27 protein-coding genes are annotated in these 21,089 nt (G+C 40.7%); 12 read left to right on the forward strand and 15 right to left on the reverse strand.

The annotated features are described in order from the left end of the window. Positions 1–25: 25 nt before the first annotated feature. The 3 genes from HPY28_RS18250 to HPY28_RS30750 form a co-directional block, all read right to left on the reverse strand. Positions 26–553: a TetR/AcrR family transcriptional regulator gene (locus HPY28_RS18250; RefSeq protein ID WP_017249205.1), complete on the reverse strand. Its 528-nt coding sequence runs from the start codon at positions 551–553 to the stop codon at positions 26–28. Positions 554–1,023: 470 nt separating this feature from the next. Next, positions 1,024–1,407 (reverse strand): hypothetical protein, encoded by a 384-nt coding sequence (locus HPY28_RS18255; protein ID WP_017249206.1) that lies wholly within the window; start codon positions 1,405–1,407, stop codon positions 1,024–1,026. A 549-nt stretch (positions 1,408–1,956) separates the two neighbouring features. Further along, positions 1,957–2,079: a hypothetical protein gene (locus tag HPY28_RS30750; protein WP_017249207.1), complete on the reverse strand. Its 123-nt coding sequence runs from the start codon at positions 2,077–2,079 to the stop codon at positions 1,957–1,959. Between the two features lie 156 nt (positions 2,080–2,235). Between HPY28_RS30750 and HPY28_RS18260 the strand changes: the two genes are divergently transcribed. The 4 genes from HPY28_RS18260 to HPY28_RS18275 all read left to right on the forward strand — a co-directional run bounded on the left by HPY28_RS18260 (position 2,236) and on the right by HPY28_RS18275 (position 5,746). Continuing rightward, positions 2,236–2,622 carry a hypothetical protein gene (locus HPY28_RS18260; protein ID WP_017249208.1) on the forward strand — a complete coding sequence of 129 codons (387 nt, stop codon included), beginning with the start codon at positions 2,236–2,238 and terminating at the stop codon, positions 2,620–2,622. A gap of 453 nt (positions 2,623–3,075) precedes the next feature. Then, complete coding sequence (locus HPY28_RS18265) at positions 3,076–3,897, forward strand: DUF6492 family protein (protein WP_174231100.1); 822 nt, start codon at positions 3,076–3,078, stop codon at positions 3,895–3,897. Between the two features lie 1,183 nt (positions 3,898–5,080). Then, positions 5,081–5,467: a site-specific integrase gene (locus tag HPY28_RS18270; RefSeq protein WP_174231101.1), complete on the forward strand. Its 387-nt coding sequence runs from the start codon at positions 5,081–5,083 to the stop codon at positions 5,465–5,467. 120 nt (positions 5,468–5,587) lie between these two features. Further along, the gene (locus tag HPY28_RS18275; protein WP_017249211.1) at positions 5,588–5,746 is read left to right on the forward strand and encodes a hypothetical protein; all 159 of its coding nucleotides are present in this window, start codon (positions 5,588–5,590) and stop codon (positions 5,744–5,746) included. An 87-nt stretch (positions 5,747–5,833) separates the two neighbouring features. Here the strand turns inward: HPY28_RS18275 and HPY28_RS18280 are convergent, their stop codons facing one another. Beyond that, complete coding sequence (locus tag HPY28_RS18280; protein WP_173623645.1) at positions 5,834–6,148, reverse strand: hypothetical protein; 315 nt, start codon at positions 6,146–6,148, stop codon at positions 5,834–5,836. A gap of 1 nt (position 6,149) precedes the next feature. Next, entirely contained in the window at positions 6,150–6,434 is a 285-nt protein-coding gene (locus HPY28_RS30260) for a YopX family protein (protein ID WP_217444831.1), read from the reverse strand. 614 nt (positions 6,435–7,048) lie between these two features. On the opposite strand from HPY28_RS30260, the gene HPY28_RS18290 reads away from it, so the two are divergent. Then, complete coding sequence (locus tag HPY28_RS18290; RefSeq protein WP_173623646.1) at positions 7,049–7,513, forward strand: GNAT family N-acetyltransferase; 465 nt, start codon at positions 7,049–7,051, stop codon at positions 7,511–7,513. A 279-nt stretch (positions 7,514–7,792) separates the two neighbouring features. Here HPY28_RS18290 and HPY28_RS30945 read toward each other — a convergent pair whose 3' ends face one another. Both HPY28_RS30945 and HPY28_RS30950 read right to left on the reverse strand, forming a co-directional pair. Then, positions 7,793–8,074, reverse strand: coding sequence for a hypothetical protein (locus tag HPY28_RS30945; RefSeq protein ID WP_371736769.1), 282 nt, complete (start codon positions 8,072–8,074; stop codon positions 7,793–7,795). Next, complete coding sequence (locus tag HPY28_RS30950; protein WP_371813503.1) at positions 8,052–8,237, reverse strand: DNA adenine methylase; 186 nt, start codon at positions 8,235–8,237, stop codon at positions 8,052–8,054. Before HPY28_RS30950 ends, HPY28_RS30945 begins: the two co-directional genes overlap by 23 nt. Before the next feature lie 140 nt (positions 8,238–8,377). Here HPY28_RS30950 and HPY28_RS18300 point away from each other — a divergent pair, with 140 nt between their 5' ends. Then, positions 8,378–8,656 (forward strand): hypothetical protein, encoded by a 279-nt coding sequence (locus HPY28_RS18300; protein ID WP_017249215.1) that lies wholly within the window; start codon positions 8,378–8,380, stop codon positions 8,654–8,656. Between the two features lie 62 nt (positions 8,657–8,718). Here the strand turns inward: HPY28_RS18300 and HPY28_RS18305 are convergent, their stop codons facing one another. Then, the gene (locus HPY28_RS18305; protein ID WP_017252589.1) at positions 8,719–8,925 is read right to left on the reverse strand and encodes a hypothetical protein; all 207 of its coding nucleotides are present in this window, start codon (positions 8,923–8,925) and stop codon (positions 8,719–8,721) included. A 221-nt stretch (positions 8,926–9,146) separates the two neighbouring features. On the opposite strand from HPY28_RS18305, the gene HPY28_RS18310 reads away from it, so the two are divergent. The 4 genes from HPY28_RS18310 (at position 9,147) to HPY28_RS18325 (ending at position 13,808) form a co-directional block, all read left to right on the forward strand. After that, positions 9,147–9,620 carry a hypothetical protein gene (locus tag HPY28_RS18310; protein ID WP_017252590.1) on the forward strand — a complete coding sequence of 158 codons (474 nt, stop codon included), beginning with the start codon at positions 9,147–9,149 and terminating at the stop codon, positions 9,618–9,620. 526 nt (positions 9,621–10,146) lie between these two features. Then, positions 10,147–10,338 (forward strand): hypothetical protein, encoded by a 192-nt coding sequence (locus HPY28_RS18315; RefSeq protein ID WP_174231102.1) that lies wholly within the window; start codon positions 10,147–10,149, stop codon positions 10,336–10,338. A 1,391-nt stretch (positions 10,339–11,729) separates the two neighbouring features. Further along, positions 11,730–11,903, forward strand: a complete 174-nt coding sequence (locus tag HPY28_RS18320; RefSeq protein ID WP_082192269.1) for a helix-turn-helix domain-containing protein — start codon at positions 11,730–11,732, stop codon at positions 11,901–11,903. A gap of 1,101 nt (positions 11,904–13,004) precedes the next feature. Next, entirely contained in the window at positions 13,005–13,808 is an 804-nt protein-coding gene (locus tag HPY28_RS18325; protein ID WP_173623647.1) for a M23 family metallopeptidase, read from the forward strand. Positions 13,809–14,035: 227 nt separating this feature from the next. On the opposite strand, the gene HPY28_RS18330 is transcribed toward HPY28_RS18325, so the two are convergent. Then, positions 14,036–14,578, reverse strand: coding sequence for a DUF4309 domain-containing protein (locus HPY28_RS18330; protein WP_173623648.1), 543 nt, complete (start codon positions 14,576–14,578; stop codon positions 14,036–14,038). A gap of 238 nt (positions 14,579–14,816) precedes the next feature. Continuing rightward, positions 14,817–15,860 carry an RICIN domain-containing protein gene (locus tag HPY28_RS18335; protein ID WP_174231103.1) on the reverse strand — a complete coding sequence of 348 codons (1,044 nt, stop codon included), beginning with the start codon at positions 15,858–15,860 and terminating at the stop codon, positions 14,817–14,819. A 462-nt stretch (positions 15,861–16,322) separates the two neighbouring features. On the opposite strand from HPY28_RS18335, the gene HPY28_RS18340 reads away from it, so the two are divergent. Further along, positions 16,323–17,537, forward strand: a complete 1,215-nt coding sequence (locus tag HPY28_RS18340; protein WP_174231104.1) for a GDSL-type esterase/lipase family protein — start codon at positions 16,323–16,325, stop codon at positions 17,535–17,537. A gap of 242 nt (positions 17,538–17,779) precedes the next feature. On the opposite strand, the gene HPY28_RS18345 is transcribed toward HPY28_RS18340, so the two are convergent. From HPY28_RS18345 to HPY28_RS30505, 3 genes are all read right to left on the reverse strand, one after another. Further along, positions 17,780–18,025: a YolD-like family protein gene (locus tag HPY28_RS18345; RefSeq protein ID WP_174231105.1), complete on the reverse strand. Its 246-nt coding sequence runs from the start codon at positions 18,023–18,025 to the stop codon at positions 17,780–17,782. A 297-nt stretch (positions 18,026–18,322) separates the two neighbouring features. Continuing rightward, the gene (locus HPY28_RS18350) at positions 18,323–18,673 is read right to left on the reverse strand and encodes a hypothetical protein (protein WP_017252601.1); all 351 of its coding nucleotides are present in this window, start codon (positions 18,671–18,673) and stop codon (positions 18,323–18,325) included. Between the two features lie 501 nt (positions 18,674–19,174). After that, positions 19,175–19,321 (reverse strand): recombinase family protein, encoded by a 147-nt coding sequence (locus tag HPY28_RS30505; RefSeq protein ID WP_173621437.1) that lies wholly within the window; start codon positions 19,319–19,321, stop codon positions 19,175–19,177. Between the two features lie 66 nt (positions 19,322–19,387). Between HPY28_RS30505 and HPY28_RS18360 the strand changes: the two genes are divergently transcribed. Next, positions 19,388–19,927: a hypothetical protein gene (locus tag HPY28_RS18360; protein ID WP_174231106.1), complete on the forward strand. Its 540-nt coding sequence runs from the start codon at positions 19,388–19,390 to the stop codon at positions 19,925–19,927. Between the two features lie 209 nt (positions 19,928–20,136). Here the strand turns inward: HPY28_RS18360 and HPY28_RS18365 are convergent, their stop codons facing one another. Together HPY28_RS18365 and HPY28_RS18370 are read right to left on the reverse strand one after the other, a co-directional pair. Next, positions 20,137–20,454, reverse strand: a complete 318-nt coding sequence (locus HPY28_RS18365; RefSeq protein WP_174231107.1) for a YopX family protein — start codon at positions 20,452–20,454, stop codon at positions 20,137–20,139. Between the two features lie 42 nt (positions 20,455–20,496). Then, positions 20,497–20,640 (reverse strand): hypothetical protein, encoded by a 144-nt coding sequence (locus tag HPY28_RS18370; RefSeq protein ID WP_017252604.1) that lies wholly within the window; start codon positions 20,638–20,640, stop codon positions 20,497–20,499. Positions 20,641–21,089 lie beyond the last annotated feature (449 nt).

Consider the following 21,089-nt stretch of genomic DNA (forward strand, 5'->3'; position numbering starts at 1 on the left):
TCCAGTAACATTAAAAAAATTTTGTTTATAGCATCTCAATAACAGTGTTCATCATGTCATAAATAATTTTTTTGTCAGTTTTCACCTTGGATACTACATTGATACTATGATTTAGGTTAAGTAATAGGTGTGATAGAGCCTTTATATCTTTATTTTTGTCAATTTCTTCCGTCTGCTGTCCTTTACTTAGAAGTTCATAAAAGGCATGTTCCAATTCCTCGAAACCGTCTCGTATCAATTTACGTAGTTGTTCATCTGGTGAATCCAAGCCAAGCGTTGCGTTAGTAATCATGCATCCTTTAGGCAAATCCTCATCAAATGCGGAAGTGATATGCTGATCAAAATACTGCCGGATTCCAGCTTTCGCAGACGACGCATATACCAACAGATCTCTTTTTTTCTGACTTATTTTTTTGTAATGTTGTATCGCTTCAACATAAAGCGTCTCTTTGTCTACAAAGGTTTCGTACAAACTTGATCTGCTTAATTCCATTGCTTTTAATAAATCCGGTATGCTTGTGGCTTCGTAACCTTTTTCCCAAAAAACTAACATTGCCTTATAAAGTACGTGTTCCTTGTCAAACTCTTTTGAACGTCCGATAATGATTCCTCCTTAACTGTAGAAGCAGTATAACATTTCAGGAACGATCAGTCCATTATTTTTACTATGGTTCCAGGCGAGCTCCACGCGGTTACGGCGATTTTGATGATGACCACGAAAAGGACGACGAGCCGGAGATATCCGACCACTTAATAAATGGCACGACCTGGACGATACTTGCCAAGCACGTTTTACAATCCGGCAAATTACATTTTGTCTTGTTTACAATCAAACCATGGCGCCGATATACAAAGGTGAGTCCACGAATACGAACTCAAGCTGAACTTCACCGTACAACTTGCTGGCTCTCTTCCGCTCGATGTGAATTACTAATCTGAAACGCGGTAAATCAATAATAAAGACCATGAGATCGACTCAATTTGGATGTGTCAACCTCATGGTCCTTTTTGACGAGATACGGATTAGTCCCAGTTTCGAATATACCCTTTTGCCTTATTAGTGCTATAGTTTTTTACTTCGAGTTTGTACGTGCATCCGCCTTGCATGTATACGTTAGTGCTATCTTGTTTGTAGCTAGAGTCTGTACCAAGTTGAATCTGTGTATCCACATAGTCAATGTCTCCTGCACATTTCTTCCATACAAAAGCCCCAGCCAGTCCAGTACCTTCCGAAATCAATGTAACTCGGCCATATTGATGTTGCCCACTTACCGCGCTCGTCCACTTGGTATCATTACTGTATTCAACGACAACTTCTGCTTGCTGATTTGCAGCAAATACCGTATTAGATGTAAACGATGATACTAATAAGGTAGCAAGGCTAATAGACATGAACTTCTTTTTCATTGTAAGACCTCCTAATATTTGGATGTAAACAAAATGAATTATACCAAATTAAGGTAAATTATCAATTATTTTAATTATAGTAGCAAATTCACAGTGCGCGAAGTTATATGGAGGTTGTGGACACTACAGATCGATTTCTTGCCCCATTGAGTAGCGGGGTGTTTGTCTCTTTAGTCCAGATAAACCGTTTTGCCCGCTCCCGATTAGGTAATTAATCCGTTTTTCTCTTCAGCTTCGATTGCCATTTTATCCACTTGCTACATGCATAATTTTTCTTATGCCGATTTTTCTGGACTGCAAATGCGATTTATTTACTTATTACTATCCTGTTATTTCATTGGGATGCCAAACGAACTGCTAAGAAGAAGCAACAGGCTAAAACAAAAGTTGCACGATAGACGCCCTTGTTTTTGGGCTTCTTTTCATTTTTGCCGTTTTGTTAAGCAACTAATTCCACCGCTGCTGTGCATATCACTTCTTGTGGAGTACCTCCAGAAGCATCTCCACCACTTGCCACGCATCGGCTAGGTTTAGGAGTGGGTTCCAGTTCTAGATCCAGTCGTATTGGGTTGAACTTTTAACCCATACTTGCTTTTCAGACCAGTATGGCTTGTCCTTGTGCCACCCCATGACCTTTGTTGCAAGTGTTTCAATGATCTGCTGATCTGTCATCCAGATCCCTCCTCATCGCACAGGGTGTAGTGCTCGAAAAATCATCTGCGGACTCTCTATACTTCTGGTCAAAAAACCAAAAATCGAAAATTGTGGTGATGCCCTTGTCCACCACTGTACCTCCAACATAGTTTGGTACAAGGAGGTGATAAGAAAATGGCAATGAATCCGCCAATTTTTATTGGAGCAAATAGTATTGCAACTATCGGAAACCGTTTTTTCCTAATTGTTGAGGTTGAGGCAAAAGTACCTGGTGTCGAAATTGACCCAGTATTTGCGGTCCGCATAACCCGCGAACAAGCACGAAGGCTCCGAAATGCAGGTGTCATGAGAACGGTTATTCAGAATACACGTCCACGGCCTAGGCCTGGATTTGAAGTGGAGTTTAAAGGTGTACTGTTCGCTAATGGTCGGTTTTTCTCAGTTTTCGACGTTGAAAATTCAACCGATACTTCAGTACTTGTTAGAATCAGCCGTGAACGAGCACAAAGGCTTATTCGTAATGGAGCACGTAGAATCCCAGTGATTAGAAGAACTTTTTAAATGTCTCGGCTGGATTCTTTCAGCTACTGCGATGGAAACCCTGTGGAGAAACTGCTGCAGGGTTATTCCTTTTATACCGAATGTTAAAATGTGAAAGCGACTTTCAATCTATCCTCCTACAAACGCCTTTTTCCGGTTTCGTCGGATTTCGTCGCGGCCATCACCGCACTCCTGGTTGTCTGCCAGCTCCATCTGTTCCGGTCTACCTTCAAAGAAACGTATTTATCCAGCCAGTACCATCGATATCGGGTCAAGCTGCCATTGTTGTAGGTCAACGATTTCGACGAGACAAAGTGAGGAGAGTTTCAGACAAACATCCATTTCTCAGGATTTCCATATCTGTCATATTCACCTTAAGGAAGAAAATCATATCCTATCTGGAAAGTCGGACACTCTGGCCAACCTGTTCAGACACATATGCTTGAAACTGGTTAGCGAAAAGGAGTTGAGAAGTTGACACGTTCAGCGAAAAGCACCTTCAACAGCTCTATTAAAATCGATGTCCTGATCCCAGCAATTGAGAAAGACCTCGGTACTCTTCCCTATGTCATTGACAGTATTCGTAAGCAAGTGAAGCATCCGGTCGGTAAGATCATGGTTGTATCGCCACCAAGCAAACGAATCCAAGCCCTTTGCCGGCGTAAAAACTGCACCTTCATCAATGAAAGACGCGTCCTACCGATTACAAAAAAAGACATTCACTACCAAACCAAACGCACCAATCGCTCAGGCTGGCTGCTCCAACAATTGTTGAAGTTGGCAGGAGGAAACTTGACCAAGCAAAGGTATTATCTTGTGATTGACGCTGACACCATTCTCATCCGCCCTCATGTTTTTCTCGTCAACGGGAAAACCGTTTTTTACTGCCGGAACTGGAGTCGTCCCGAGTATTTTCGCACCTATAAGAAATTAATGGGAACCAAGCCAACCGCTTCGCGCTCTTTCGTTGCCCACTATATGCTGTTCGACAAATCGAAGCTCTCCCGGCTGAAGTCTAAAATTGAGGCTAGGCATAAGACTAGATGGTACTGGGCGATTATCAAGAAAACCAATAAGCAGAGTTATGCCGGCTTCTCTGAGTTCGAAACTTACGGTAACTTCGTGAAAGCTCACTACCCCGGTCATCTGGTTGTAAGAAGTTCCCTTAACAAAAGCTTATCTTCAAACCCAGCATCACTTACTCGTAAACGAATCATCAGACTGGCCCAGAATTACAGGTCCATCTCCTTTCATAAACGCGGCTGGTATATCCGGAAGAAGAGCCTGAGAAAATAAAGAGATGCCGAGTCCAACTGTTTGTGATGTAAAATGGTCTCCAGAGCTTTGCTGAATGTGTCTGTGGGCAATCTTGGATTCGTTACAGGTGTATGCGAAGAGAGATGGGCGAAGTGCGAACGGGGTGAATCATTATACGATTCGCAAAGCTTCATAAGGCTTGTTCCAATATGGAGAGCCTCTAGTCCATTTCGAGTCAACCATATGGAGCCTTATCAAAATGAGCATTTTGTTCAATCGATAGCGCCAACTGTCCAGCCGGCTGTTCTTTATACCTCTCGAATACCGCAGCGTTCCCAGCCCCGACACAATGTTCTAGTAGATTTGCGCGGACCAGAGCTTCCACAATAGAAAAACCCCTCGTACCTACAGGCACAAGGGGTTTCGCTTATTAATAAGCAGTCATGTATTGCTCGCGCTCCCAATCGTGAACGCGTGTACAGAACATGTTCTTGGCTTTCAATCGGTATTAATACTCGCATTTATTCTCTGGCAAATTATGAAACGGAAACGTTCAATACTTCTGATTAGGTAGACAGGTTCTAATAGAATAACCCATCTCCTCAAAACAGGGGCGGGTTCTTAATTAACCAACTAGAATAAAGAGAAGCTTGGTGATTTTGCATATACATAATTATATTATTGATTACTTACACTACTCTCTATATTCGGGCGTTTAACCTCCAGCGACTCCACCCACTGACACGAGCAGCCTGTCTCCACATTTATCAAAATGAGCAAGAGGTAATATTACTATCCTGATTCTTTCTTTTTCTCATGCATACTCATTGAAAATTCAGAAAAGACTGTATACAAATACTCTTCTCCATGTGTTACTATTTAATAGAAAGTTAAATTCATCCATAAATAGGAGGTGATTAGGAATGTTTAAAAAACTTCTTCAAAAGTTAGGTAGTAAACCCCAAGCTAGATGTACTCCTCCCTGCCTTTGGTTTCCACCCTACACTAAATGCATGTGTCCTGACTAAGTGAGATATTACAAAAGAGGCTATCCCAAAGACCATGAAAATGGTAGAGGGGTGGTCTTTTTTTCGTCTATTTCGTTCATGTCTTTTAATCTAATCGAGCTGATTGTTTATCATAATTGAGCTTGTGTTCCCTGCTTGTTTTGTCCTATCCTCCAGCGTTACGCTCCTAAAAAAAGGAGTGTATTGAAACTGGTATGCGTAAAGGAGAAGCAGGAGCTTTACAGTGGTCGGACATAGATTTTAAAAATCTGACGATACGTATTAATAAGACTTTAGACTTTCAAGCAAAAGACAAAAGTGAGCTATTTTGCGATACAAAAACATACAACTCAACTAGAATGATTCGGATGAGCAAAACGTTAGCTGATGATCTAAAGCAACACATGAAGTACCAGAACCCAAAAAAGCTGGCTTTAAACGAACTTTATCACCACGATTTGAATTTCGTTTTAACCAGAGATGATGGTACTATCGTCCCTAAATCGTCTCTCTTTAACGCGGTCAGACCATCCGGCACAGAAATTGGTTGTACTATTTTCCCGCAACATCTGATTTGTAGTGCAAATATGAGATTGTCATAATAATCCTCCCTCATCACAATTGCTCTCCTAACTCTTCCTATTTTCAGAAAAGTGCAATTTACATATATTATCTATAATGTTACAATATTTACATAATTCCCTTTCAAGGAGGTGGTAACCATGAAAAAGTTCGTTGTAGTTGCTCTGCTGACCGTATCTATTCTTTCAATTTCTACAGCTGCTTTTGCTGGTGGTGGCGGTGACCCTAAGGGTGGTGGCATTACGATCCCTGGCGGTGGCGGTGGTAGCGGCAGTTGCTGCAGTGCCACTCCCAATTAGCTTGAGTAAGCCTCCTCTTGGGGGCTTTCCATTTTTCGATAATCTTCTTGTCACATTTTTTCGCTCCTCATCACAATTTCTCTTATGTTAAACCGCAATACCGTGTGCATTCAGATAAGCCAAGCATCCAGCATGCGGAGCTTCTTTTTTTGTTGAACTGCCGATCGTTTTATTCAATATTTTTTTTGCCTCGGCAATGTAAACTTTTTCGTTTGGCAAAATGTCGAGATAAATTCCTTGCTTTCGAGCTTCCCCCACCAGCACGCCCATGCCTTCCCATGAGGTAGAGAACCGGGCAAACCTTTGATCGCACGCCTTGCAATCATCCGCATTGCACGGCATATATCCGGTTAAACCTAGTGCATCTGCCACTTTCCTATCCAACTCACGTCCTGCTCTCATCTTAGACCACCTCCAGCAACTCAGGATTTTCGTAGATGTTGCCGATGCTCAGATAGTCGGAATCCTTTACGATATGCCATGGAACTAGCCTTCCAGATGGCGTGTTGTTTTCGGCTTCCTCTACATTCCCTGGGATAGTCTTATCGAATACCTCGAACTTAATCTCACGTCCTGCTTGCGTTCTGCTCCTCCTCTGCTTCGATTTCCACAAATCCGGTTTTAAGCTGCAATAGTAGTTTTCCGGGCAACTCTTACATACATCTGGCATTTTGTCTGATTCAGGCATCCCGTTCCCTCCTATTGCGTCAATTCACTAGACAATATATTCAACTTCGGTAACTCTTTTCGTTTCTCCATCGTTTTTAGCAACCTACCGTTAAACTCATGGGCAAGCAATAAAGCGGATAGTCAAGTCCAGTCCTCGGTTTCAGCTAGCTCTATACTGTCGCCATACTCTTTGAATTCAGCTATGTTATAACCACTCCAGACATCAGAGAGACTATGGATGAAGCTTTTTTGAGACTTGGAGTAGTAGCACCAGACAAACAACTCAGGGAGCGAAGAATCGTTCGGAAGCAGTCTCAATCCAAACAATTCAGGTTTTTTTCTGGACTAGCGATCTTGAATAATTCTGCATGTATCGGCATGGTGTACAGATCAAATTCAACTACTGGTGTTTGAACAGTCATCTTTTCCCCGCTTTTTCAAACGTAATGTTTTGTTAAAAACTCTCTTTATCCCCAATCCCCAGTAGTATTCCAACTACAGAAGCAACATTTTGACTTAACCCTTCTCTGACCTGGTCTTGAAACGATTTTCTGCATCCTTATTAAGTGAAAGATTCGTGATAATATGCTTATTAAATCTTTAACGATGACAACCAGGAGGTTTGATTTTCAAATGGCTGAAAAAAAGAACAAGAGTATCATGCTTGACATCGCTCCGCTAAGAGCAGAGGATCGCAAGCGTTGGGACGTATTGGCTCGAAGCTACAAAGCATTTTACGAGACAGAGCTCCCAGATTCCACATACGACGAGATCTGGAACCGACTGCTCATTGGCGATAGAATATTCGGTTTCGGTGCGCATCTTCATGGAAACTTGATCGGTATCACCCACTTCGTTTTTCAGCCTACGGTCTGGAAAGAAGATGTGTGCTACCTGCAAGACCTCTTCGTTGACGAAACTGCTCGCGGACATGGGGTGGCCCGCGCCCTTATAGAACGGGTCGCTCAAGCTGCTCGAGAACAAAAAGCTTCTGCACTGTACTGGCAAACCCGCCAGAACAATTTCACTGCTCGTGCTCTTTATGACAAAATTGCTCATCATAAAGGCTTCATTCGCTACGACTATACACTTGAATAGAAGTGGAGGCCGGTATCTATTGCTTACGGGATACCGGCATTTTTTCAAACTTGCCTACTGATCCCATTTAACAAATTGAGTGTTGAGTAACCAAAAATCCCCATTTTTCGTAATTCCCATCGAAAGGAGCACTCTCATATGACAATCATATTGATCCTTTTTATTGGATGGATTCTAATCCTGAATGCAGAGTCTCTCCAAGCTAGATGGATATACGTATTTTTATAACGTTCAATCAATTGCAAAGCTGGCTGTTGTTCTATTTGCACCCTTTTCAATCTATCCGTTACCGTCAATACCGATCAGTACTTTACTCCATTGATCAGGCATCCTGTTGTTGGGTGCTTTTGATATGTCGATGCTGTGCTTCCATCCGGTTCTGTCAGATGTTTTTCCACCCCTCGCCATCCAGCACCGAACCAAAAACATCCTTGCCCTTTCAAGCTCGTCCACCTCTTCCTCTACGTGGTAGGAGTTGTAGTATTCTTTACGACTATAGGGGGTCCATTTAGCCTTGTTTGCTAAATCATCGGGATGATCACGGATAATTGATCGTTTCAAGTGCGGATGATTCTTTGTTGAGTAATATTGCTCCGGATCCAAAGTATGGTTCCAAATATGTGGTATGTTCTGGCATATGCTCGATTATCCAGTCGGCCAAGCTCCATTTGCTGCCGGGGTAGTGCAAAATCCTTGGTACTTTCACGTCTCTCTCTCCCCTCATTTATCAATTCGTTTGTTGTGTTTACTAAGTTCAGAACATATTCCCAGAAGCATCACGTATGGTAAAATATCTCAAATGGTAGACTGTCTGATTATGAGGGGGAATACTCTATTAAGCCGTTTACAAAGGAAGTAAAAAAGGTGGTAGTTGATGGTTCATTATTTCATTGTGTTATTGACCAAACATTTAACCGCGATAACATTAGATTTACTATCTATCCAGCAAGAACTAAAACATCATACGTCTTAATCTCATTTTCTTGGGCGATAAGTTGGTATGCCAATTTTTGTACGCCAGGTACATGCGCTAAAATAGTAAAGCATGCTCTACAAAATGGTTGGGATTACAAGAATGAAAAACGCGTACTGACAATAGAAAATGGAGACTTTCTCGTAGAAAAATTAGGCTTGGAAGTATAAGAAACTACCCTATACTTTCCCCGTCGATCAAGGACGGGTTTCTTTCCATTTTTACCGATGTGTTAAAGTCTGCCACTCTCGATGTACTCCACGAGTTTCTTTGACTCAGGATCATTTGACACTTTCAGTAACTCGAGCATTTCGGGTGCCTTTAGGATAGTTCGAAATGTTTGGTCCGGTGTATCCGTGTATACTGTTGCGATCCATCTGTCATCTTCGCCAAACACGTTTAGAGCTGTTCGTCCGCTTCTGCCGGCTGTCCATTTCATTCCGCTAACCTCCCTAACTAATTGTGATAAAACTATTCCCAGTCGTACGTTGTTTTTTCTTTGTCCTCTACATGAATGACTTGCCGTTATTACCAAAGCCTATCGGCTCTAATTACTGCTCACCAGTTTGAACACTTTTATTATCCAAATATTGTAAAAAGCAATGATTAATCTGTATAATGGTAATTGTATTTCAAATAAAGAATAGGGAGTGTTGTAAATTGGATTTTGGTAAAGTCAGGAAAATCATTACAGTTCCTCTGTTATCAATGGGACTAATCCTCTCTGGGGCTGCTTCCGCATCAGCAGAGAAAGCTCCAGCATTAAACCAACAGAATGTTCCAGCTACGAACCTTTCTAACTTTTCATACTCTATTCCAAATGCAAACTATGTTTATAGCCCAGTCTTTAATCTAAATGCAGGAAAAGCATATCTATTAGTTGATAACCAGGTTGCACATGATGACAATTATTCCTCAGATGTTAGATACCAACTTCGCAAATTAAACAACGATGGTACTATTACAATTGTAGGGAAAGTAAATGTGACACAATCTACTTTTTCCCCAAGACTTTACGAGATTGTAGATATTCCAAGCACCGGTTCGTATTACGTGTACGTTAAAAATGACACTAAAGACCCGAATCGTAATATAATTGGGGTATCTGGTCAAATCAGCGTTTACTCCCAATAATAGTAACTTTCGCTCTACGCTTTTTCATAAGTGTAGAGCTTTTTCTATTAAGAGATCTTACTTATTACACATCCTGTTAAATTGAACTACTTCCAAATCGCAACACGCATTCTTCCTAAAAATGCTTAACTCCTCTGATAAGTCCATAACTCTCTGCCAATTTTCGTTTGCTTCGTCTCTATAATGAGTGCGTCAACATCCATTAGACTTTTTATTCTGCATATAAAAAGCTCTTTATCTGAGTCATTCATCAAATTAAGCCCCTCCTTATCTCCCTGAGCAATTTGTAAATAAATAAATTTCGTGATGCATTTTTTGTAAAATACTGTATATAGGTGAGTATTATGAAAAAAATAACTTTGCACAAAATAGTTTCAATTGTAATCTGCTTGAGTGGTCTTTATTTAATGATAACTGCTCGATAGTCGCCCTTATTTTTGGGCTTCTTTTCATTTTTCCGATTTGTTAAGTATCCTTTCTTCCGAAGCACTTTACATTTGCTATACTATGTTTGGAGGTGAACAGCATGATTACATCCAACGATAATCAAGCTTTTAACAGTGCAATTAGTCACATGAACAATATTGAAGGCCTTCCAAGCAAACAAGCCAATTTAAGTAGCATGCCAGCACCAATAAGATGGTTTGCCTACGTTGCTTTTGGCGGTATGGCTATCGGTGGAATCGTTTTATTCATCTTCGCATTGTTGAACCAATAACTTGCCTGTACGCTGTACAGGCTTTTTTTATTACGCCCTCTTGACCAAATAACTAATATGTTAATTTGATTAACTGACAACGGAACGGTACCAATAAATGTTGGTACTTACTTGTTTTTATTAAATAGCATCTAATACTTGTAAATGGTGAATGAGGTGAGTATTTATGAGGAAAATCATCATATTTTTAACCATATCGCTAGTTCCATTTACATATCTGGGGATGCTTATGGACTGGCAGACTAAGACCATCTACGGTTATTTTCTCGTACTTTCCTTTGTCACAATTCTAGCGTTTCTCCAACGTTCCTTACTCACCTTACTAGTCTCAAATCTACTTTCAACTATTTGGAGCTATTGGCTAGCTTCAGCTAAACTACTTGATTATCAATATTTCTTTAAGCCATTTAGCGTCAAGGGACTCGTAATTATTTCAAGCTGTCTTATGGCTTGCTCCTCAATTACTAGCCTTCTGTTTTAACGATAAATCTCGAAGACGAAAGTAATCTTCCTCCTTACACAATTTGTAAATACATCCTCCCAAATTTATTATTTAAATGAGGTGATAATATGGATGCTTTTATTCTTTTAGTTAATTCACTCTTTGCCATTTGTTTTTTTGTGAACTTTACAACGATTATTAGGAAAATTGTAAAAGGCGAAGATTATAAACTTAGGCTTTTGCTTGGTTCTGTCATACTTGTATGGTTTGTTTATTATTACACTGCCCTTATGGCTTCTTAGTCATTTAACATAATGAGCATTGTGATAAAATTTGTAAAAATCCATCTTTCGGAGTTGAGTTTTTATGTTTGAAAACATTCACTGGAGTGTTTATTCAAAGGCTTCTTCTAAACAAAAAGCAATGAAGGTATTCTCAGAGCTTGAAATGTCTCTCGGAACCAAGGGGAGTACAAGTATTCACTCATTTTTACTTCACCCTTAAATCAGACAGACCTTGCTCACGCGGTCTTAGAAGCATTTCTTACAACATGTAAGCTTGGTCGAAATTGGTCCGTAACTGGTCCACGCCTCGGAGCACAGAATATTTGGCATTTTGACGGAATCTGCATAAAACCAACTTTTATTGGGGTGGATTGGGTTATGTTCACTGTACGAAACGATAGATGGCTCTTTAACATATTTGAGCTTGTGTACCCGTCTTTTTTGTCCCAACCTCTCTCGTTACGCTCCTAGAAAAAGAAATGTTGTCGCCATATAGAGAGATCGTTTTATTACATCGTTTCTTGGAGTGAGGCAAACGCACTGGTTAGGGTCTTATCAGAACGCTTTATTCCGTTTGCACTTGTTCAGTCGAAGCAGATCCCGCACGCCAAGGCTACATTCCATGAGTCTCCAGTACCTCCTTGGCTTCGGAAGGTGTCCCTCCAATGTCCAGACCTGGAACGAATCTTTCCCACACACAATACATCGCCCATTTGTCCCGCTCCCATACTTCCGCTAGTACTTTTGAGTATGTATCCCTAGACGTGTTGGACAAGCTCTGTAATCACCTAGACTGCCGTATTGAAGACATCATCGAACATGTTCCTGACAACAAATAAAACACACCCAACCGGATGCGCTTTTTTTGAATTCGAATAAGGAAGTTGGTTTTGTGGCGAATTTGAAAAAAGCTTATTGAAAGAAAAACCCCTCGCACCTACAGGCACAAGGGGTTTCGCTTATTAATAAGCAGTCATGTATTGCTCGCGCTCCCAATCGTGAACGCGTGTGCGGAACATATCCTTGGCTTTCAATCGGTTTTAATACCGTCTAGAAACCGCATAAAATCAACAATTTCACCTACTGTTGTTTCAAATGACATCAAAGCCTTTCAAATTTTCGTGGGCAAAAAGTGGGCAACTAAGTGGGCAAAATTCGAAAGAACTATTCTTTTAAAAAAAGCGCACCCGTGAGGCATCAAACTCCTGGGTGCGCTTTGCTATATGGAATAATTTCTTTCCTTCATGCTTGTTTGTAAACAGGACCGCGAACCCCTCCAGCTTCCATCCAATCATTTAATTTACTGAGTTGAAACCGAAGTGCTGATTTTCGTGAACTTATTGATCCGAGTCGAGATGCTGGTAATGAACCTTATCGTACCATTAGGTAGATCACGTCCGATGAAATGTTCAGGTATCTGGCTGCTTCATTAACAGATAACTACTTTTCAATCTTAGGCTCCCCTCTCGTCTCTATCCTTTCTAGTAATCTCGGTATCAACAATTCTAACCAGTCGATCATCCTCTATTATTTGCTGAATTAAAATTTCGAGAATATCTGCGGATTTATTCATTCAAATCACCTTGTAATTTCAATTAACTGACCTATCCGCAGTTTAGACAAGGGATCAAAAGATTATTCAAGCCCCCATTCGCGAAAAATGGACAATTCCATTTTTAATGGTCGGGCCAAACGAAATCGGTCTCTGGGGAGTGCTCAGGCATTCGTTGTGGAACTGGCACTCGCTGCTGGAGTGTTTCGAGAGAAGCTGAAACGGTACATGATCGGGGGAAAGCATATTCGCTACCAAATATCCACCCTTCCGTTAAGAAATCTAAAAATAAATGACCATAAAAATATATTGAATTTTATATTATTAATGCTAGAATTAATTTGATAATATTTACATTTTTGCATAAAACAAGGAGGTTTCTGAATCAATGAAACGATTTACTTTGGGATTACTTACTACAGTAATTTCACTAAGTATTAGTAGTACTTCTTTAGCTCAAGCCACTGATGTAAAAACTATGTCCACTCCTGATGATCCATACTCTTCGCTGGGGTGGAGGTGGCCAACCACTAGTAAAGATATTACTGGAAATTATAAAGACAAAGATCCAGATGGTGGTAAGCACAAAGGAATTGATATCGGTGTAAAACTAGAGTCAGTTTATTCAGTTGCTGATGGTGAGGTTATTGCAGTTGGTATCTATACAAGCGCCCCAATTAAGTATGTGACAATTGAACATGACGATGAAGACCCTAATGGAAACAAATTGATCACTAGGTACCTGCATTTAGATAACTACTCTGTTAAAAAATATGAGGTTGTTAGCAGAGGAGATAGAATTGGTAAATCAGGGAATACAGGAGCTCCAGGCGAAAAAGCTGGAAGGGGTTACCATTTACACTTTGATGTAAATAATGAAGGGAAAAAGAACCCAAACTTCTCAGACACTATCAATCCAGAATATTTTTGGCCAAATGATTTCAAGCGTTTTGCCCTATTATCAGATGAAAGTGATCATAGCAACCATAACCATGAAAATTATGACAATCCTGAGTATTTCATTGACCAAGTACTGATAGATCATATCGGGGAAGATGCTTTCAATGAGTGGTTGAATGGTAATGAGCCTGAAGATAGAACTTTAACAAACCTAAAAAAACAGTTTCATCTAACTGACGAAGATGTGGAAGAAATAGATCGAGAAGCGAAAGCAGAAGCAAAAAAACAATAATTAGTTAGGGTATAACACTTCCCTTCATTCATATCCATTATGTTTTGGTAATTAATAAGACATTCATTGGATATTAAAGATAATAAACTGTATTCGAACTAAGCCTTTCTAGCCCGTGTTGTTGCCAAACAAGGCAATACCTCGGGCTATGAGTTTATAAACTTTGACTGACAATTTCCCTCATCTTGAACTTGTTATGAAAGAAAAAATAAGCCAGAATACCTGACTTATTTAATCCGGAGAGTAATATTTTTGACTGGACTATCTTTTGTATCAAACTTAAGAATTAGTAAATTTCCATTGTTTTCATATTCCAATATAAAAGCATCTCCGCCCGCATCATCCATAAACTCGCGAGAAGGTTCTCCCAAGATTTTTTTGATTTCCTCAGGTGTTCCAGTAAGCCCAACTGTCTTTGGCTCTGCATTCATCATGACGACTTTACTATTATCATTCACTTCATCAATTGAATTGGCATAGTCTTCAAATTGAAAATTAAAACCATCATAATATGCACTAAATCCATACTCCGAATTTCTACCTTCAATTGGCTTTCCCAGTTTATCTATCACCTCTTTTTTTGTTGCTCCGATGCCAATTGATACACCTTCTAATTGACCATTTTTTACTTTCTCCAAAGTGTTAGATTGAGCAGCTTTTATCGTTTTATCTTCAGATGTTTCAGAAATCTTAGAGCAACCAAATAACGCCATTGAACAAATAATTCCTACAAGAAAAACATTACGACATGTTTTAATCAAATCAACCACACTCCTTATAAAAGCATTTTACCATATAATGTAAATAGTTCAACATTATAACTCGATCAACCTGTATCCAAATACCATTTTCTCCTATAAAAAATCCCTCACTTTAGATGAGGGAAAGTTCTCGTCAAACCCGTCTCCTTAAAACAGGGACGGGTTTGCTATTTCTTGAATACATTCTGGCATGTCGTTTTTTGGACTTCCAACCATTGCTTGAACTGGGTAGCTTGTTGTAACTGTTCTAATTATCCAAAAGCTTTGCTGTTAGAGGATAGTAACTAGATTGTGTTGTATTTGGATCTGTTACTGTCCATGGTTCCCTTACGAGTGTACCGTCTGAACGCTGTACACTATATTCTGAAACCAATACATATTTAGACCATGCGACAATATAGGGATTCGGGTTGTCAATTGACAATTCTTTTGTCTCTTCAGTCAATTTTGTGGTTGTGTGACTCTCATGTGTTGCTAGTTGCGTTGTATATTGATAAGACAGACTAGCAGAAGAATGCGACTTATCCTCCTTTCCAAATTGAAATCCTACGTCTGCCCCAATCGTATGACCAACGGTTGTTGACACCATATTTTGATCTTCCTGCGTCATACCTGTGGTTTGTGAATATTTGTGTACTTCATTTGGAGCAAGTGTATGTGAAGCTACTCGCCTCCAGTATTGTTTTCTTACGTATAAATAATAGGGATTGGTTTTTATTTGTTGTGGAGTATCCTTATAATGAGGATCGTCAACCGCAATAAATGGTGCTAGCGTATAATGAGTTGTAACCTTTTCGGTAAACTCTGGTAATGTATCATTTATATCCTCATATTGAGGAACAGCTGGTACTGGATACGTTGGAACAGAAGGTAATGTAAAACTTTCTACAGCTTCAGGAAGCCAGCGTTGAGTATCCCCCCCATTCCACTGCGACATCAGCACATTAGGAAACGAAGTATCTATTACTAAGCCGGATAATTTGTTGCTAATTTTTTGGTAACCACCTTCCAAATCATGTAGGAACCATTGTTGAGTATCCCCCCCATTCCACTGCGGCGTCAGCACCCAATGTCCGGGTTTCGTATCTACAGAATCCGCTACATTGCCGCCGAATTTATCGACAATCGCATAATAATTATTATTAAGCGGGACGAACATAAATCGTTGAGTATCCCACTCAGCCCACGTTACCGAAAGCAGTGGAAATCCGACACCCTGAGCAGTCAATACAGCGACAGCGTCGAAAGATTTATTGGCAATCTTATAAAATTGGTTTTGATTAGGTTTCACAAAAAATCATCCTTTCTGAAAAGGTTCACTTCCTCAAAATATGTCATAATTACCAATAAACGTCAATGCGAACGTGTACGATTTTGCTTGTTTAAGCGTGTACAAATTTAATCATTTTATTTACTAAAATAATCTTGTACCTCGTGGTCAAATAAAGTATTTGTTTCGTATACCCGCAAATTCCGGATACGAATAGACATTTCACAGCAAAAACCCGTCTCCTCAAAGCAGGGACGGGTTATTCTCTAGCCAACTAAAATAAAATCAAACGAATACTGGCGAGCGAAGCATACCTTAGAAAATAATCCTTCATAAATTTCGCGAAAGGTCAAACGAAGACGTTGCTTGTTACATTTTCATACGATATTGATCTCATCTGCACCTAATATTGACCTCGTCTGCACTCGATATTGATTTCTCTCTTCTATGATATGGGTATCTTGCAAGAAGGAGATATTGCGCATGAAAATGGTACAACGATGGGTAAGCATTTTACTGTCAGCGGCGATACTATCGACCCTCGGCGCCTGCGGCTCGGTCGACGACAAGCGGCAGACTCAACTCGCTACGACACAGGCGCCTTCAGGCAGCGTCCAGGAATTGTTCGGCAGCAGCTTGTTCGTAGGCGACTCCATTATTGGAGGGCTGACGAACGATGACCTGCTGCCTGAAGCGAACGTTATGGGGGGGTTGGGTGCAACAGTTCAAACTACACTGGACAACGTCGAAGAGATCGCGGGCCGCAAGCCTTCGCATGTGTTCCTTTCAATGGGGCAGAACGATCTCAGGGAACCGTCAGAAGAAGCGAAGAAGACATTCGTACAGAAATACACTAGGCTGGTCGATCGTCTAAGGGAACTCCTGCCAGCGGCCCGCGTCTACGTGCTGTCGATTACGCCGGTAGATGCCGCATCACCGTTCGGTGCGTCCATGAACCCGCAGATTGAAGAATTCAACGCAGCCTTGCAGAAGATGGCGAAGGAGAAGGGAGTAGACTACATTGACCTTGCCCCCATTTTCCGGCAGCACAAGATTCAATACGATGAAGACGGCTCTCATTTCAAGAACGCATTCTATCCAATCCTGTTGGGCTATTTGAAGGAGCAAACGGATTTGGACAATCAGACGCGCGGTCCGGCGGTCGCCGATACGAACGAAGCCTACAAAGCAACGTTCAGGCACAGTGTTTTCCTGGGAGATTCCATCCTGGGGGCGTTGTCCTATCTGAACAAAGTGGATACGGCGAATGTCATTGCCCCGAGCGGCGCGACGCTCTCTCTCGCCCTCATGAATGTCGAGAAACTCGCTAGCCGGGCACCGGAGCATGTATTCATTCTGCTGGGCAGCAATGACATGCGGTTGTCGGACAAGCAGGAATTCGTCGAGCGCTTTCGCCAGCTGATCGGTAGCATCCGGAACAAGCTACCAAAGGCCAATATCCACATCCTGTCGATCCCGCCAGTCACCGAGGAAGCCCTGAAGCAAGAACCGCGGTATGCGAACATTCCGGACTTCAACCAAGCGCTTGAACAGTTGGCCGATGAAGTCAAAGTCGATTACGTGGACTTGTCACCCCTCTTTGGAGCCAACAACATCCGTTACGCGGACAACGGTGTTCACTTCAAGCCGGATTTCTATCCGATGCTCCTGGATTACTTGAAGGGACTTGTAAAGTAGGGAAATGGCCGGTTAGTTGGCAAGCGTCAAACAGCCCCCACCTTTTAACCAGGATAGGGGCTGTGTGTGCTTGTCAGTGTTTTTCGGATCTACAAACTGCAGTAGTCACTCGAATAAGTGCGGGATTTCATTATGACGAAAACAAATCTTGCTGAATCACCACTTTGCAGTCTTTAGTGTGTTGCTCGTTATGTACATCCAGCGTCAGCGTAAAAAAAAACAAAGGCGATATGCGCTGGTAATTACTCGTAACTCACTTTCATAATGTCCAGGAATGGTATTTTCCGTATAGTTCCGTTTTCATCTACATGAACTAGCCTTGTACGCGAATCAAGAACTGTGATCCGCCCGCGTACTTTCTCGGTCATCCCCCAAATAGTTAACGCTCTTTCGTCGCAATCATCTTTCACTTCAATGAGTTGACTCCCTAATTCCTCTAACTCAAATTCATCCCTAGTCGGCCTTTTAGGTGTTGTTGACTTTGCCATAGAGCCCTCCTTAATCCGCTTTTACAGCAGTTATGTGATCCATAGATATCCACTGGCTATATTCAACAGTCAAAAGCTTCATTCTCCTGCTGTTCTGATCGCTCCACATAACAACACCCCACATCGTGCATATGGTTCCCAGGTTGCCTTTGTTTTGCTTCCAATTGTTTTGCTTCGCAAAAGGCACTTCCTCCTCAACCTATAGAGGGAGTGGAGGAAGTGCCTATGGTATATTGAAATGAAGGTCTCGCGATGAATTAAACACTGCAGTAGTAGTTTTTATATGTACCTGGATACTCAATCCTCACTCTCTTCTGAAGCCTCAATTTCATCTAGTCGAAGTCTTTTAGCAATTATTTCGTTCAATGAATCCTTACTGATAAAACGTACTGCCTCAGGTATAAGTTCTCTCGAAGGGAAATCAATTATTTCACTTCTCTCGATCAGTGCATACCATACCCTAGGAATTTTGTTCTCTATAGCAAAACGGTATATATCTTTAGCTTCTTCAAGTGGTACTTCTAAATTGATATAGATTTGTGCAATTATTTGATTTCTAATTTGACGATGTAACCAATTTGTATGTTGGTACCGATAATACATAGATTCGATAATTGAGGCAGCAGCATACACTTGTTGTTTATCCATAAATACCCCCTATAAGTAGACCATTTATAAAGTCTGGAAAAATTAGTCTACATGATTACAAATGCAGTGGTGGGTTAGGGTCTATCAAAAGTTTTGTGTAAACCTAGTGAAGCCATCTTCATAGTGAACGTGGGCGATCATGCTCTCGTTTTCTTACTTTCTCTTATGTTAAACAGCTTCTAACAACTCCGGATTTTCGTAAAATTTCCTATGATTATGTCATATTCACAATCACTTTGATGCTTCCAGTAAGCTAAAGGGTCTGCACTCTCATGAACTCACTTCACTTCGCCAAGCACTCTCTCCGGAATTTGCAAAATATCATCCTCGTAAATCTATTGATTAGAGGATCATTTGCTTTTCTCACTTTTGCTAAAATGTCGTCCACTTGTCTACTATTCGACAATATCTCCTAAAGCAATGAGAATGGACATCATATATAGTGGAATATATTGGTATTATCATAGAAAGGTTGATGCTAATGTTTAAGTGTACGTTGTGTTAAATAAACCCTAAAAATTCCTGACCATACCTTCCTAAACGATCCAAACGCCAAACCACTAAGGTATCAGAAGGACGAACAAATCGAAAAACATCTTCCAATCCTTGCCTTTTATCTTTTGCACCACTAGTTTTATCGGTAAATATTTCCTCACAACCACTTTATAACAAGCTTTGCACCAGAATTAAAATACTATTAGAACAGAGGTTTTTATGAAAAAATTCTCATTAATTTTGTTTGCGGTATTCATTCTTCAGCTCTCCATTGTCTCAGCGGCGTCTGCAAAGAGTACGCTCAAAGTTGGTGAAACACTCGAAAAAGGTCAAGTGTTAACCTCGAATAATGGTATATATTCCCTCATCATGCAGAACGATGGAAATCTCGTACTTTATAAGAATTTCAATAATTCCACAACGTCTCTCTGGGCTTCAGGCACTGCTAAATTTCATGCTGATTATATTGATCCAGCTACTGGTTATTATAAATCATATTATCCCGAATATTTAGGATTCGCCAAAACTCTTACTTTCCCAGTAGCTCTTGGTTTACAAGAAAGGGGAAAAGGCTATACTATATGGAGATTTGCTCCCGAAGATTGGGCTCCACGCCATTACGGAAAAAGTAACGTGCCAGCTGACCTCACTGGCGACATTCTAGTTGTTCAAGATGACGGTAATGCAGTTGTTTATAACACAAAGCACGCTGATAAAGGCTGGTATCCTGTCTGGGCTACAAATACTTACGGGAAATAAGATTATAATGAGAGAGTCGCTTACTGTGGCTCTTTTTTTGTCAAGCCAAGTGTCTCTCCCCGTCCGTCGCCGTATAGAAGAGGGAGACTTCTTTTGGGAGTAATTACATTCAAAGCGAACGCAAATATTGGTCCCGTTAATAAAATTGCTCCAAACATAATCTCCTCTTCCCAAGGGTTTATCTATTCAAGCAGACACATGTCGAAATTTCATTCCGTTAGGCAAAACAAGTGATGCATTACTTCGATAAAAACATACCTGGCGTGTTCTTGGTCGTATGCTACTTCGAGATATACGGCTCCATCGTCATGCCCTGCCTCATTAATGTCCCCTTCGTAAATCTCCATGCCGTTCTTGTCTTTCAAACCTGTGTATTGCATAAGTGGACTCGCATTGCTGAAAGTGATGCTGAAAACCGCACTCAAACCTTCGCATTCCTCTGCAAGCAATGTATCCCACCCAACCATCTGTCCTTTCAATTTGCTGCTGTCTTCCCAAACGTATTGCCGAAATTTAATCTCACGCATAACCCTTCCCCCTTCATTTATCAAATCGATTGAAATGTTAAGTCACTCTTGTGTGCAAATATAATTTCCGTCTTCATCCACTTCGATTGAATAGTCCTTACGCAAATCGATTCCAGCCCTTTCAAGAGCATCATCTAAAAGCATCACACTAGCAGTTAAACTCCAGTGAACTTTCACTCGTTTCATTGTGCATCCTCCTCATTTATCACATCGTGTGTTGTGATAACTTGTTCATATTCCCCTGAACTATCTCGTATTGTATAATTTTGTAAACACTTTGATTTTTAAGGGGTCTACTGCATGTTTCTACCGATTATTAGTATCTTGATGAGTATCTGGTTGTTTAGAGAAGCAAAACTACGTAATGAAAACAAGTTCTTATGGGCAATTCTCGGGATTTTATTCTCATTTTTAGCTATAGGATTTTTTCATTTAAAACATCGGAACCGAATTCAAGGAATTGTTGCCTTGATCTTTGGAGTGCTTATCTACTCGATTACCTTGAAAAATTACTTTTCTTAATTACCGTTGTGTTAAGCAGCCACTTTTATAGCAGCTTGGCAGATCGCTATTGGTAAAGACTTGCACTCCGAGTATTCGATGAAAATATAGTTTGAGACAGAAGACAAATTACC

Origin of the sequence: Brevibacillus sp. HB1.2 (assembly GCF_013332495.1) — a bacterium.
Lineage (GTDB): Bacteria > Bacillota > Bacilli > Brevibacillales > Brevibacillaceae > Brevibacillus > Brevibacillus porteri.